This window comes from Bradyrhizobium oropedii (assembly GCF_020889685.1).
Taxonomy (GTDB): Bacteria; Pseudomonadota; Alphaproteobacteria; order Rhizobiales; family Xanthobacteraceae; genus Bradyrhizobium; species Bradyrhizobium oropedii.
Genome location: NZ_JACMYO010000023.1, coordinates 32,792 through 46,007 on the forward strand (window position 1 = coordinate 32,792; position 13,216 = coordinate 46,007).

A 13,216-nucleotide genomic window follows, 5' to 3' on the forward strand; every position below is an offset into this window, starting at 1 on the left:
CCGGCAACTAACAACACCTGAATACGCTCTCACGCCGCTCGGGACAGATCCGACTCTAGGTCGCGGCGTCGATTTCGCGTTGACCTATCGCAAGTCCGGTCCTCCGCTTCACAGCGCGCTCAGGTCATCCGGCACGTCGCCGAACTTCCGGATCAGCTTGGCGTCGCCGAACTCGCCGCTCGACGGATCTCCCGTCCGGCTGAAGGCGAGCGCGCCGACATGGCCAGGCTTGCGGGAAAGGGCCTCGGCGCGCATGACGGCGGCGTTCGCACTGAGGCACTCGACTGCCTCGCCCGGCGCGATGCCGTCGTCGCTCGGCACGAGTGGCAGCGCGACGTAGTAGGTCACCTCTGACATCACTCGCTCTCCTTGCGTCCGCGCGCCGGCGAAAGCCTTCTCCGTGCGTAGCCGGCCGAGACCTTTGTCCGGACCTGGTCGAGCTGGGCCTCGAGGAAGTCGTTCGCCACCAGCAGGGCCTTCACCGCCTCGCGGGCGTCGCCGCCGCAGGCCGCGATGGCCTGGTCGGCGGCGGCATCGAGGTCGGCGGTCGGAGACGCTGCGGCTTCGGGGCTTGCGGACATGAGGGAATGTTCCCTTTTTGTTCATGGAGAGTCAAGGCACGGAGGGCCTCGACGGAGGATTCCGCTGACGCGACCTGGCCGATTGCGGGGAAATCCGTCGGAAGATGCGGCGGCCATGTCGGAACTGGGCCGCCCCGTTCGTCTTAAGTCCGAAGTCCCGTTGTTTTGGAGTATTGCGTACCATGGCTCCCCGCGCGAATTGGAAGGGCTTCCTGCGATTGTCGCTCGTCACCTGTCCGGTCGCGCTCTATCCGGCCACCTCCGAGTCCGAGAAGATCTCGTTCAACCAGCTCAACAGGCAGACCGGCCACCGCATCAAGTATCTGAAGGTGGACAGCGATACCGGCGAAGAGGTCCCCAACGAGGACATCGTGAAGGGGTACGCCCTCGACAAGGGCACCTTCATCGAGGTGAGCAAGGAAGAGCTCGAGAACGTCGCGCTGGAGAGTACGCGCACCATCGACATCGATGAGTTCGTCGACAAGACCGACATCGACCCACGCTACCTGATCCGCCCGTACTACATCAGGCCAGACGGCAAGGTCGGTCACGACGCCTTCGCCGTGATCCGCGAGACCATCCGGGAGATGGACAAGGTAGCGATCGGGCGCGTGGTGCTGACCAACCGCGAGCACATCATCGCGCTCGAGCCGATGGACAAGGGGCTCGTCGCCACGCTGCTCCGCTACCCGTACGAGGTGCGCGATCCCAAGGAATATTTCGACGAGATCCAGGACGTCAAAGTCACCAAGGATATGCTGGATCTCGCCAAGCACATCGTGAACCAAAAGTCCGGCACCTTCGAGCCGGAGAAGTTCGAGGACCACTACGAGACCGCGCTGATCGACCTCATCAACCAGAAGCGCGCCGGCAAGCCGATCACGCCGAAGGAGCGCCCCGCAGAGGGCAACGTCGTCGATCTGATGGAGGCGCTGCGGCGAAGCGTGGGCGGAGCTTCGGCCGCGCCCGCGGTACCGAAGAAACGGGTCAAGAAGGCGCGGAAGGCGGCGACCGGGCAAAAGGAGATGCTAATGCCGATCACCGGCAAGAAGCCGGCGAAGGAGGCGGCGGCAAAGAAGCCCGCGGCAAGAACGCACCGGAAATCTGCGTAGGCGCGCGCATGCCGCCTGAAGAGACTGATGGCAGATGGGTAGACAGGCGTTGGTCGTACTTTACGTGATGGCGATGGTGGCCGTCATCGTCGGTGTGGATTTCGCATTCTTCAGACGCAGACTGTGGGAACGGCTGATGGTGAATATCGGCATCGTCTTGGTGTTCGCAGCTTTCTACTTTGGATTCCTCAGGCGTTGGTGACTGCCATGAAGTACACTGCAGAAAATTCCGCCAGGTTGATCGACCGGAGCCCCTTCGCGATCGTCGGCGACATTATGCCGCCTCGAGATCCCAATGAAAACGGAGACGACGAGGACGAAGAGGAAGACGACGACGAAGACGAAGGCGCCGACGAACCGCCGGTCGTGCGCGAGCCGGACGAAGACTAGAGCATGATGCTTCAGGAGCTGGCCAACCAGAGCGCGGGATGGAACGACCGGCCCGTGGGGCGTCGATTCCCTGCCTCCGGCATCGTCCCATGCCAGCCGGAGGAATACTTACCCACCAGGTTGGCGGTCCTGATGCGCGCTATGGCGCAAGGGCCGTTCGTGTCCGCAGGAGGGTGCAATGAGCAATCGCATATCGGAGCGAAAGAGGCCGACGGCGGTCGAACCGAACGGGAAGCTCGAAAGGTCTTTAGAGACGCGGGCGCCAAGGTGGCAGTGTCGGAGTATGAACGCGCCCAGCAGGCATTCCATGCGAACCGGGAGCGCCTGAAGGCGGAGCGGCTGGCTCGCGAGGCGGCGGCGAAACACAAACCCAAGTCCTGATGATAGCGCCCCGGAGCCAGTGACGCACTCCGGGCGCTATATTGCCGCTCATCGCGCGCTATCGATGATTGAGCCTCCATCCGGAGTGAGGCTGTAGCCGGTAAGAAATGAGCATCCTTGCTCGCGACAAACAGGACCACTGGCGCGATGTCTTCTTCCGGCGATCCAAAGCGAGCGAGCGGATTGGTCGGCGCGGGCACGTTCACGTCATTGCCCCACGTCTCCGCCACCGGCAGGACGTTGTTCACGGTGATCTTGTCGGCGCCCATTCGCGCGCGGCGGTCCGGGTCAGGGCGCGCACCGCCTCTTTCGCCACGTTGTAGGGCCCATAGCCCACTAGGCCGACCACCCCGGCCATCGAGCCGAAGTTGATGATCCGGCCCTCTCCGCTGTATTTGAGGTAGGGGTAACAGGCCTGCATCGTTCGCAGATAGGTGGCGACCTGTTTTGCGCAGATCCTCTGCGACATCGGCGACGGTCCACTGGGTCTGGTCGATGTAGAACCAGACGGGAAACCACTTCCGCTGGGCGTGAGCCTGGAAGTGGATGTACTGCATCGGTTCGGCGACCTTTTCGTTCCGCAGGAAAGTGCGAACGACCGCGTCGGGCGTCACGTTCTCGCGGATGACTTTCGTTCGCTGCCTTTCGACCTCCGAAACCGGCTCGACGTCTCCGATCGCGACGGGTGCCGGCGCGGAGGTGCAGCGGCCGCTCGCCACCGTCGTCATCGGCGGCGTGATCTCGTCGACCATCCTTACACTGCTGGTCTTGCCGGCGCTTTACGTCCTGTTCCGGCGAGACGGCATCAAAGACCAAGATCAACTGACACTCGATCCGAAGGGAGCCCAGTCATGAAGTTCATCATGTTGTTCGCCGCCAGTCTGGTATTCGCGAGCCCCGTGCTGGCCGAGGACTACGAAAAAGGACCGAACGGTGGCCTCATGCTCGACGTTGCCGGCATCGAACTGCTGACGTCCGGTAACACCGTGACCATCAACGTCTGGGAGGCGTGCAAGCCTAATCCGATTCCGACGAAAGGTTATCGGATGGCGTGTGTCTGCCACGGAATCAGGCCCGGAGGTACCGGAGACTCGGGCGATTCACCGCCTTTTCGACATAGCCCGAGGAATTGCCCCTCCCGCAGAGCCGCCGTCGTTCGAGGAATTGAGCCGCCAGCGCGGCGAGCCGAGGCCGCCGGTGCCGAAGCACATGGTCGCACCTTACTACGTGACGCCGCACCGTCCGAAGAACAGAGGCGGCGGCCGCAAGAAGCCGTGACGCGCAAGTGCTTGATATGACTCGTTTTCACATTACGAGTCTAGAAACGTGACGATTCTAGATTCGAATCATCCCAATTCGAGTCTTGAGATCGGATCATTTCCGATCCTATCTCGTCTTGAGAGGTTAGCTTCCCACAACATCAACAGTCTGAGCGCTTAGCTTCCCATAAAATTACAAATGCGTCAGCGTCGAGTTTTCCCTATAATTCAAGGGGTTTTCGAATCCTCGCCCCGTTGACAGATGTTGCGCTGGCATCATTTTATGTATGCCGCACTGTCCCAAGGATTCAGATGCAATCACTCACGTCGACGCAATCGCGCGCCTCCGAGCGACCCGGCCGCCCCTGGCGAGACGGCAAGCCCGCGCGCGAGCGCACGACGGGCGAATTCTCTGATGCGTTCAAGCAGGCGAGCTCCGACAACGGCTATCTTCGGTCGGACAGGCGCGCCTATCGCGAGCGCCTGAAGGCCGAGAAGGAAGCCGACGGCCGCGCCCAGGCCGAACGCGACAAGCTCGAGGCCGCAAAGCAGGCCTGGAAGGACCGCGTCGCCACCCAGGATCAGAAGGATCTCGTGCGGAAGCACGAACGGGCGCTGGACTTCGTGAAGCGCCACCTGTCGCTGCAGCCCGCTCACGAGCGCATCCACCAAGGATTTGCATGGCCCGGCGGCTGGGTGATCGAGGGAGAGGTCTGGCGCGATCCGTTCGTCGAGACCGGCCTGCGGACGTGGGAAGAGCCATTCCTGCAGCGCGTGCTGGCGTCGATGGGCAAGGCGTCCAAGGATCTGTGCGTCGGCGACACCAAGGATGGCTGCGTCCGCAATTTCAGCAAGCTCCACGGATCCGACAAGCTGTACGGCTTCTTCGCCGTCAAGTGCCGCGACATGTTCCGGCTGGATTGCGACCGCACCTTCGCCAGCGAGGCCGAACTGCTGTCGTGGCTGGCGTTCCGCGTGATGGAGAGCGGCGCGCCGTGCATGCCGCACATCGTCGTCTGGATCCCGGACGACCGCTATCCGGGGCGGATCAGAAATCCCCACTTTTACTTCCTGTTGCCGGAAGGCCGCGCCGTCTGGCCGGAAGCGCCGGACAGCCATCATCGCCTGCTGCGCGCCGTGATCGAGGCCCTGAACGAGGCGTTCGAATGCGATCCCGGCGGCCTGGCCCATCCGTTCCACGGCAAGATCCCGCTCAGCCCGTTCACGGACTACGTTGTCCCCCAGGACACGTGCATGCCGGCGCTCGACGAATATGCCGACCACATGAAGCTGACGTGGCTCGCTCCGGAGATCGCGTTCCGGCAGCAGTCCGTCGACCGCATGGTGGCGGCTGGCTTCGACCGGTCGCAGTCTAACACCTGGTTCTCGGTGCCGTCCGTCATGTCGACCACCGTGGCGCGCGATCTCCACCGCAACGGCTTCAACGTCGCCGACGAGGACGCGTTCGAGGCGGCGATCTCCGACACGATCACGCCCGAGGTGATGAACCTCATCAAGCCGGCACCGGGCGACGTCGGCACCATCGAGGAGATGATCGCCCGCTGCGCCCGCTGGGCGGCGCGGACGTTCGATCCGGACAAGGGCGACGCGACCCCGGTGAACCGCGGCGCCATCGCCCATCTGATCGAGCCGACCGACACGCTCCGGGAGAAGCGGCAGAAGGGCCAGGCCTACGTCGCCGAGAAGCGCACCGCCGCCACGCAAGCCATGCTCAAGCCGGTCTACAAGGAGCGCCGCAAGCGCGACGCCGACCACAGCCGCACCGCCGTCGCCAAGGCCACCGGCAGGTCCTACAACAACATCAAGCGGCACGAGTTCGAAGTGGACGTCGCCGCCGTCGCGGAGCTGCTCACCGAGCTCGTTTGCAGTTTGGTGGCTGTTAAGGAGGTTCACCCTGGTCTCCGGCCCAATACCTGCCTCTTCGACCCTGCATCCGGTCGTCCTTGGGCTTCACTGTCAGGTCTTCCACCACCTCCGGACCCGGATTCCGGTCAAACCATCGATCCTTGTCTCCTTCCGGTGAGCTGAAGCAAGTCTTCAGTGCCTTTCGGCGTGCGCGCATTCCGGCCAACCGTGTCCTGAATTCCGGCGATCCCGGCCAACCCCCTTGATCCTTCCCCTTCATCTTCATGGGTCGCACGCGCAACGCTGCAGGCGCCGTCGGCGATCCGGCCACCCATCGCCACTTTCAGTCTGCCGTGAAACACCCGTCATCGTCACATCGAGGGGGCGACCGTGACGAGGGCAAGAATCATGTTGAGGCGCAGCACCGCCGACGAGATCGACGAAGTCAGGATGACCACGTTCCTGCGAAGCCCGGACCGTCCGAGCGCGAGGATGTTCCGTCAGCCGCAGGATCCGAAGACCGCGAAGGCTCGCCAGCGTCTGCGGACCGCCGCATGGCGCAAGGACAACGATGACAAGGGTCGTCCGACCACCGAGGTCATCGGGAAGGCGTTGCTGCTGGCCGTCGTCGAGTCCGCTGACTTCCAGGCCTTCATGGATGCGGAGCTGTCCATCGTGATGCTGGCGTGCAACTCTGCGCCGGCGCCGTGCGAATGCCATGGACCGTGCCGGCGAGGCCTCGTCGACCAGTCCGACGCCGGAGGTCGGACCTTCGTCGACGAGGGCAGCGTAGCCAGGCGGAACGTTGACGACCTGCAACGCGACCCGATCCGGCGCGAAGCGCCTCTTCGTGAACCGGATCTTGAGCTGGTCGAAGGCGTGTTTCTCGTCCGGAGAAAGATTGTCCGGAGCGGGGTTGCCCGTTGCGACCGCCTTGAAGATCTCGGGCGGCACGACGCGGGGCAGATTGAAATGGATGCCGAGCAGTTCCGGCGCGCCTAGCTTTGCCATTTCATTAGAAACCGGCGAGCCCCAATCGCCGCCTTGCGCCACGAATTTCCTGTACCCGAGCCGCTTCATCAGCACGACCCAAGCGAGGGCGATCCGTTGCGGATCCCAGCCGGCCGTCGTCGGCTTGCCGGAGAAACCGCAGCCGGGCATCGAAGGGATCAGCTATACCCGGGAGATGGATCCGCTGCTGACTTTACGGCGCAGCGGGCAGGACTTCGCACAGGATACGAAGGAAACATCGGACTTCACGCTCAACCTCTCGTTCAGAGAGCCGTCGCTGCCGCTCCGGCATCAACTGACAAGTTTTTTCCTTTCGGTAACCGGTGGTTATCGAGGAAGCGAGAAGCGATGCCTACTAAAGTCGAGCCGATTGCGCTTGCAGCGGAGTTCAACCCATGCGACGAATCTGATGCTTCCGTAGGCACGACTCGTGTCGCCTGGGAGCCAAGGATGATCGATGGGCACGCTTCCATCGCGGACGGCTCCGGAATGGGGCGCCGGAATCCGGCAACATGGACGGCATCACCGTTTCCGTGGGCCGGATCGGCAGAAAGTCCCGCAGAGGCGTGACGAGGGCTGAGGCAGGGTATGGGCACGTCCGAAGCGACCGGCGAGCGGGAGCCGCTTGCGCCGTTCTGGCGTCTTGCTGCGACGGGATTGATGATGACCGCCATCTTCCGTGGGGGCATCTGACGTGCCGAGTTATCTCGAATTTTTCGCGGGCGGTGGGATGGTGCGCGCCGGCCTTGGCGGCCGGTGGAAGTGCCAGTTTGCGAACGACTTCGATCCTCTCAAGGTCAAGGTCTACGCGGATAACTGGGGCGACGCGGAAATCCTGGAGGACGACATCCATAATGTCGCGCCGGAAGACCTCGGACGCCGCGCCGATCTCGCCTGGGCATCATTCCCGTGCCAGGATCTTTCCATGGCAGGGAACGGCTTGGGCATCGGACAGTCCGGGGGACCCACACGCACGCGCTCCGGGACTTTTTGGGCGTTCACCGACCTGATGAAGGGCCTCAAGGCGAGCGGTAGGCTTCCGCGCATAGTTGTGTTGGAGAACGTGGTCGGCCTCCTGACGCTAAACGGGGGCGAGGAGTTCAGCACGGTCATCGGGGCGCTCGACAGGCTAGGCATGCGCGCCGGCGCGGTCGTCGTCGACGCGAGGCATTTCGTTCCACAGTCGCGCCCGCGCGTGTTCATCGTCGCCGTCGCCAAGACGTCGGCAATCGCCGAAGAGCTCGTGCGCGCCGAGCCGCATCCCACGTGGCATCCCGATCCACTCGTGAAGGCCGTCGCCAAGCTGTCGGCGCAGTGCCGCGAGCAATGGATTTGGTTCAATCTCGGCGCTGCGCCCGAGCTCAAAAAGACGCTGAACAGGATCGTCAAGACCAATCCCGTCGGGGTCGAATGGCACACGCCCGCCGAGACCAAGCGTCTCGTCGGGATGATGTCCGAAGCGCACAGACAAAAGCTCGCCGAGGCCAAGAAATCGGGCAAGCGCATCGTCGGCACGCTCTCCCTGCGCATGCGGCCTTTGAACGGAAAGACGGTTCAGCGCACCGAAATCTGCTTCCGCGGATTGGCCGGATGTCTCCGGACGCCGAAGGGTGGGGGCTCGAGGCCTCGCATCATCGTGGTGAAGGGCGGGACCGTCCGGACGCGGCTTCTCGCCTCGTCCGAGGCGGCGTCTCTCATGGGATTGAAGGCGAGCTACGAGCTGCCTGACGTCTACGAATACGCATTCCGGGTCGTCGGCGACGGCGTCGCCGTGCCTGTCGTGTCGTTCCTGCGTGCGAAGCTGTTTAATCCGCTCCTTCGCTCAGTCAAGAAACAACGCGCCGCGGGAGCCGGCAAGTCGAAGAGGACAGGGCGTAGCGCCAATAAGGGCCGGCGCGGACAGTTGGAGCTTCGTGTGTGAGATGCGCACGGCTCCACTCACCAGCTTGGCCGATTGGGAAGAGGCGCTGACGCGGCGCTTCCTGACGGCGGCAGGCGAGGGCGTGGGTCCGATCAGGTCGTTCGAAATCAGTCCCGAGACTCTTGCGATGGCGGCAGGTTGGGACGCTTCCGCCGGTGCCCTGGCGGTGTCTTCGTTCAGGAAGGCCTTGCTTGGCGACTGGCACCTCTATGCGGCGTTGGAGGACGGAAGTTTCGACAGGCGGCTCGCTCCCGATTGCCCCGGCTGCTTCTCCTATCTCGCCCTTACGATCTTCGTCGATAGCCAGCGCGACGACGATGTCGCGTCCGAGTTCAGGCCAAAGCTCGCCGCCTTCCTTGGCGTCGATAGATCGTTCTCGAAGCTCACCGGCGTCGCCACCATGTGGCGTTCGCTGCGGGACTGGCTCGCTCGACAGGTGAGGGCTGGCAAGCCCTTCCGGAAGCTCGTTTTGCCTGCGGACGACGGCTGGGTGCAGATCGGCTACACGCTCCGCCTCTCCTTTCCGTCGCGCCGCGACCACACGTTTCTCGGGCACTTCTTCGATCAGAATCCAGGCATCGCATCCGATGAGAAGGCGATGCTCGCAAGCCTGCGCAACCTCGTCGACCGGACGAACGCGTCCAAGGGGCTGCACGAAGCCTTCGACGAGTTCTACGCTGCCTACAGCCAGGATCGACGGTCGCTCGCCGACCATCGGTTCTGGAAGCTCGTGCTGTCTGTCGCGGCTGCCCGGAACGTGCAGATGCCGTCGGACGTCTCCATGGAGGTCTATCCCGACGAAGACGGCCTGCCTCATTTTCGGGTCGATGTCGTCGATCGTTCCGATCGCGGCAGCGTGCATGCTACTCTGCAGTCCGCCGTCGCGGCCGTCGCCAAGCTCGGCGGCTCTAACCTGTCGAGGGTGGCCGAGGCGGGATACGTCGTGTTCAAGCGCATCGGCACGTCTCGTTGGGCGGCGGTGCCCCGCTTCTCCGAGTGCCGCGGTGAGGTCAGGATCGGGCTCTGCAGCAGGCTCACGGCCGCGGTCGGGACGAAGCTCGGAAGGCTGCGCGCCAGCGGCGACTGGACCCTGACGGTCGATCCGGTTTCGATCGCGCGCGCGGAGGACGCGCTCCGTCGTCTGCTGGCGAAGGAGGACCTGCCGCAGGTCATATCCGGCGTCACCGTGGCCGGTGGAATCCGGACTGATCACCATTGGCTCGGACGCCGATCGGTTCTTCCCACGATCACGACCGATCTCGGCTTGCCGATGATCGTCGCCGAGGGCGACGACGACGCGCCGGCTCTGGCCTGTAAGGAGATCGAACCGAGCCGTTACGCGATCACGTCGAAGCGGCCCGTCGCCGGCACCTTTGAGCTCAGAAGCTCGGCGAGCACCGCCGCGCGTCTTCATTTCGTGGCGGATGCCTTCGTCCATGACGGCCAACGCCCCAGCAATCACGACGACGCTCCGGAGTGGAGGGAATGCGTCCGGATGCTCGGAGAGACGGCCGAGCCTCCGACGTCTTGGGATCCCGTCCCGGAGAAGCTCGATGATCTCATCGAGTCTGTCTACGCGGGCGGGCGAAGAGGATGGGCCGAAGCCGATCTGATTCCGTTGCTGGAAAGGATAATCCCGGACGACATGAGCCCGTGGGATTTCCTGCGCAGCCTTCAGGAATCCACGGTGCTGACGCCGCTGCTGAGGTCGCGCCATCGCGGCCGCACTTGGATTCTGGGGACCGTCTCGTTGGTGCCCATGCGCTCGCGCAACAAGGATTTCGTGTTGGTCGACGGCTGCGTCCCGGCGCTGCAGCGCCGCGACTTCAAGCAGGCGGTCGCGGCTCTCGGCGGCAGCGCTTTCAGGCGGACAACGTCAGCCTGGGCCGCCCCTTTGATGGGGGCGACCGGAGTGACGGCGGAGAAGCTTCGCGAGCGGCTCGACTGGCCGATAAAGGCGCCGACAATGCCTGGCAGGAGGCCCGCCGCGTTCGACGACGATCCGCAACGGCGACTGGAAGCGTACCGAAAGGCGTACGTGTGGTCCTGGGATGCCGGCCGCTTCACATCCGAAGCCACCACGTCGCGCGTCGAGCTCGCGCGCTGGGTCCATCTGGGCGAACGCGACCACGACGTCTACGTGGTTTCCGAGACCGGCGGCGAGCGGATGTTCTTGTCGCGTTGCGTCGCCATTGCACACGCGCACATGCTGGCGAACAGGCCGATGTTCCGTCGGGAGGCCGATCGGCTTCTCCGCACGGGGCGTGACGCGTTCGTGCCTGACCAGATCGCATTTTGGCTCAGGTATGAGAACCTGGCCAATCCGCTGGTAGGCCCGGCCGGCGGCTATTCCTATCAGGCGAGCCAGGCACAAGTCACCGCCATCGCTAGGCTTCTGCCCGGGGCGATCGACGCGGGCGCGACGCTCTCGGCATCCTGGGAGGCCGTCGCCGCCGCAAGGCGCCGCGGGTTCGTAGAACGATTGGTCTTCACGGAAGGGCGCGTCTTGTCCAGCAGGACGCCGTTCGATCCGACGCAGCGGAGTCACGCATGAGCGCAAGCAACACATTCATCGTCGGGCAGTGCACTCGCGTGCGGGATTCCGTATTTATGAAGGCGCGCGCGCAGTCGGTGGACGGCACGATGCGCGACCTCACCCATACGGCGCCGTCCGAATTCCCCCCAGAGGGCGAGATCGAGCTCAAAGGCGCGCGGGCGTTCCTCAAACAGGACGATTGGGCGATCGCGAAGCCCGTGCTCGACGGGCCGCCGCGGCGCCAGCGCTGGGTGTCGCCGACGGCGAAGAAGCTTCTGCCGTTCGAGGATTTGAGCGGGCTGGCGGGACCGGAAGCGGCCCGCAGGCTTCTGGTGGAGACCGGCGTCCAGGACAGCTTCGTCGGCGAGAAAATCTACCGCAGCGGCGCCGACGAAATGATCATGGTGAAGATGGTCAAGTCGGAGGACGGCAGGACGCGAGCGACGTCGGCGGACATGACACGGCTGCCCGTGTATGGCTTCGACGCATCGAAGGTCCTCGCCATTCCGACCCCCGGCGGCTCCATCTCGCTGATGGAGAAGAACCATCAGTCGCCGGAGCTCAGGCTCGCGAACTGGGCGAGCGACGCGCAATACGTCGAACGGATCGTCCGGGACGCGCTGGCCGGCGACGACGAAGAAGGAAAGGCCAAAGCTGCGGTAGCCGCCACGCTTCTCGCGCACGCGGGAAGGCTGGAGGCCCTGCTGTCCGGTGCCGGCGAACCGGATCCGAATGTCGCGCAGGAGATCGCCAGATCCCGGCGCCTCGGCGAGGTCGTGACGTCCCGGCCAGCGCTGGTCGAGGGCTTCATGAAGGCGCTTCGGCGTGAGCCTGCGATCGCGTCCCGCATCGACGACGAAATCGCACGGCTCACCGCGAACGCGGTCGACGCAAAGCGCGCCGCGTTGACCGCAGAGCTTACGGCGTCTATGGAGGCCGAATTCGCGGCCATCAAACGAGAGCGCAGCGCGAAGCTCGAGGCCGAGCTCCGGGACTTCGAGAATTCCAGCCTGCAGGACCTTCAGACGAAGCTGGACGCCAAGCAGGACTCGGCGCTGTCGGCGATCGAGCTCCAGAGGTCAGGCCTGGAGAAGGCCGTCGAACAACTTCAGAGGTCGCGCGACGAACTGGACGAAGCCAGGCGCGCGAAGATCGAGCAGCTCGAGGCGCTCGATGCGGACATCACGCGTCTGTCCTTGGACGCGGTGGACCGCAAGGCCGACCTCGATCGCCTTCTCCGCATGGAGCAGGTTCTGCAAGACGCTGGCGACCGCTCCAAGGCGCCAGTTGCCCAGCCGCAGCAGCCCCTGATGCCGCTTGCTGGCCCTTCGCCGTCCGCGAGCCCGCTTTCGGCCGGCGCGATTTCCGGTTGGCTGAAGGAGTCGCAGATGCTGACCGACGCGGGACGGCGCGGCGTGGCGCGCCTCGCCGCTTTGGTCTTGAGCGGCGGCGTGCCGATCGTCGACGGCCCAGAGGCCGACGACGTGCTCGACATCCTGGCATCCATGCTGGCGGGAGGCGCCGCGACGACGTTCGACTGCGACCCGACTGTTATCAGCTACGACGACCTTTGGCGCCGCCCCGGCGGCGGAGAGCCGACGTCGCTCGGGCACGCGCTTTCCGACGCGCGGCAAGCCTCGACCGTTCGCCTCTGTGCGGTCCGCCGGGCCGAACTGGCGCCGTCGCAGTTCTGGATCGACACGCTGCGCCGCGCCGGCAGGCAACGAGAGTTCCCGAGAGGCTTCCTGCTGTGCGTGACGCGCGAGGGCGATGAGACCGCTTCCGAAGGACTCTCGATGTCGTTTCGCGCAGAAGGGTGGCTCGAGCGCACCGCCGGGGTTGCCGCGCTGGTGTCGGATGGCGACGAGAACTTCAGGCGGATCGTGGACCTATCGACCGTCGCGCCGGATCCGTCGGCTGCCATGACTCTCATTGGTTCCGCCGCGGTGTCGATCGCGGACGCCCGTTGGCTGGCCACCTTCGTGCCGACCGCCAAGGAAGTGCTCAAAGGCGAGGCGGCCGGGTTCGCCAAGGAAGTGCTGGAGTCCGTTTCCGGGGGCGCGAAGCCCAATCTCAAACTGATCGGCAATGGAGGGCCGTCGCGTGCTTGACCCGATCGGCGGCTTCGAACGCATCAAGGACTTCTTCATCTCGTACGT

General features: G+C 64.4%; 13 protein-coding genes and 2 pseudogenes. 12 read left to right on the forward strand and 3 right to left on the reverse strand.

What is annotated here, in order from left to right; all coding sequences use genetic code 11:
• Window positions 1-108: 108 nt before the first annotated feature.
• Together H8A95_RS09240 and H8A95_RS09245 are read right to left on the reverse strand one after the other, a co-directional pair.
• Window positions 109-357: a hypothetical protein gene (locus H8A95_RS09240; protein WP_229182878.1), complete on the reverse strand. Its 249-nt coding sequence runs from the start codon at window positions 355-357 to the stop codon at window positions 109-111.
• Window positions 357-581: a hypothetical protein gene (locus H8A95_RS09245; RefSeq protein WP_229182879.1), complete on the reverse strand. Its 225-nt coding sequence runs from the start codon at window positions 579-581 to the stop codon at window positions 357-359. Before H8A95_RS09245 ends, H8A95_RS09240 begins: the two co-directional genes overlap by 1 nt.
• Window positions 582-763: 182 nt before the next feature.
• Here H8A95_RS09245 and ku point away from each other — a divergent pair, with 182 nt between their 5' ends.
• The 4 genes from ku to H8A95_RS44400 are packed head-to-tail and all read left to right on the forward strand — an operon-like array spanning window position 764 to window position 2,464.
• Window positions 764-1,693, forward strand: a complete 930-nt coding sequence (ku, locus tag H8A95_RS09250) for a non-homologous end joining protein Ku (RefSeq protein ID WP_229182880.1) — start codon at window positions 764-766, stop codon at window positions 1,691-1,693.
• 34 nt (window positions 1,694-1,727) lie between these two features.
• Window positions 1,728-1,895: a hypothetical protein gene (locus tag H8A95_RS09255; protein ID WP_229182881.1), complete on the forward strand. Its 168-nt coding sequence runs from the start codon at window positions 1,728-1,730 to the stop codon at window positions 1,893-1,895.
• A 5-nt stretch (window positions 1,896-1,900) separates the two neighbouring features.
• Window positions 1,901-2,083, forward strand: a complete 183-nt coding sequence (locus H8A95_RS09260) for a hypothetical protein (RefSeq protein WP_229182882.1) — start codon at window positions 1,901-1,903, stop codon at window positions 2,081-2,083.
• Window positions 2,084-2,086: 3 nt separating this feature from the next.
• Window positions 2,087-2,464 (forward strand): hypothetical protein, encoded by a 378-nt coding sequence (locus H8A95_RS44400; RefSeq protein WP_233286986.1) that lies wholly within the window; start codon window positions 2,087-2,089, stop codon window positions 2,462-2,464.
• A 48-nt stretch (window positions 2,465-2,512) separates the two neighbouring features.
• On the opposite strand, the pseudogene H8A95_RS09270 reads toward H8A95_RS44400, so the two are convergent.
• A pseudogene (locus tag H8A95_RS09270) lies at window positions 2,513-2,897 on the reverse strand (SDR family NAD(P)-dependent oxidoreductase); the annotation flags it as partial.
• 242 nt (window positions 2,898-3,139) lie between these two features.
• Between H8A95_RS09270 and H8A95_RS09275 the strand changes: the two are divergent.
• From H8A95_RS09275 to H8A95_RS09305, 8 genes and pseudogenes are all read left to right on the forward strand, one after another.
• Window positions 3,140-3,319: pseudogene (locus H8A95_RS09275) on the forward strand (efflux RND transporter permease subunit); the annotation flags it as partial.
• Window positions 3,316-3,762 carry a hypothetical protein gene (locus H8A95_RS09280; RefSeq protein WP_229182883.1) on the forward strand — a complete coding sequence of 149 codons (447 nt, stop codon included), beginning with the start codon at window positions 3,316-3,318 and terminating at the stop codon, window positions 3,760-3,762. The pseudogene H8A95_RS09275 and the gene H8A95_RS09280, both read left to right, overlap by 4 nt.
• Before the next feature lie 273 nt (window positions 3,763-4,035).
• Entirely contained in the window at window positions 4,036-5,772 is a 1,737-nt protein-coding gene (locus H8A95_RS09285; protein WP_229182884.1) for a hypothetical protein, read from the forward strand.
• Between the two features lie 225 nt (window positions 5,773-5,997).
• The gene (locus H8A95_RS44405; RefSeq protein ID WP_420839360.1) at window positions 5,998-6,591 is read left to right on the forward strand and encodes a hypothetical protein; all 594 of its coding nucleotides are present in this window, start codon (window positions 5,998-6,000) and stop codon (window positions 6,589-6,591) included.
• Window positions 6,566-7,021, forward strand: a complete 456-nt coding sequence (locus H8A95_RS44410; RefSeq protein WP_420839361.1) for a hypothetical protein — start codon at window positions 6,566-6,568, stop codon at window positions 7,019-7,021. The genes H8A95_RS44405 and H8A95_RS44410 overlap by 26 nt, the downstream gene beginning before the upstream one ends.
• A gap of 273 nt (window positions 7,022-7,294) precedes the next feature.
• Window positions 7,295-8,521, forward strand: coding sequence for a DNA cytosine methyltransferase (locus tag H8A95_RS09295; protein ID WP_338027810.1), 1,227 nt, complete (start codon window positions 7,295-7,297; stop codon window positions 8,519-8,521).
• A gap of 1 nt (window position 8,522) precedes the next feature.
• Complete coding sequence (locus H8A95_RS09300; RefSeq protein ID WP_229182886.1) at window positions 8,523-11,075, forward strand: hypothetical protein; 2,553 nt, start codon at window positions 8,523-8,525, stop codon at window positions 11,073-11,075.
• Window positions 11,072-13,168: a hypothetical protein gene (locus H8A95_RS09305; RefSeq protein WP_229182887.1), complete on the forward strand. Its 2,097-nt coding sequence runs from the start codon at window positions 11,072-11,074 to the stop codon at window positions 13,166-13,168. Before H8A95_RS09300 ends, H8A95_RS09305 begins: the two co-directional genes overlap by 4 nt.
• Window positions 13,169-13,216: the final 48 nt, after the last annotated feature.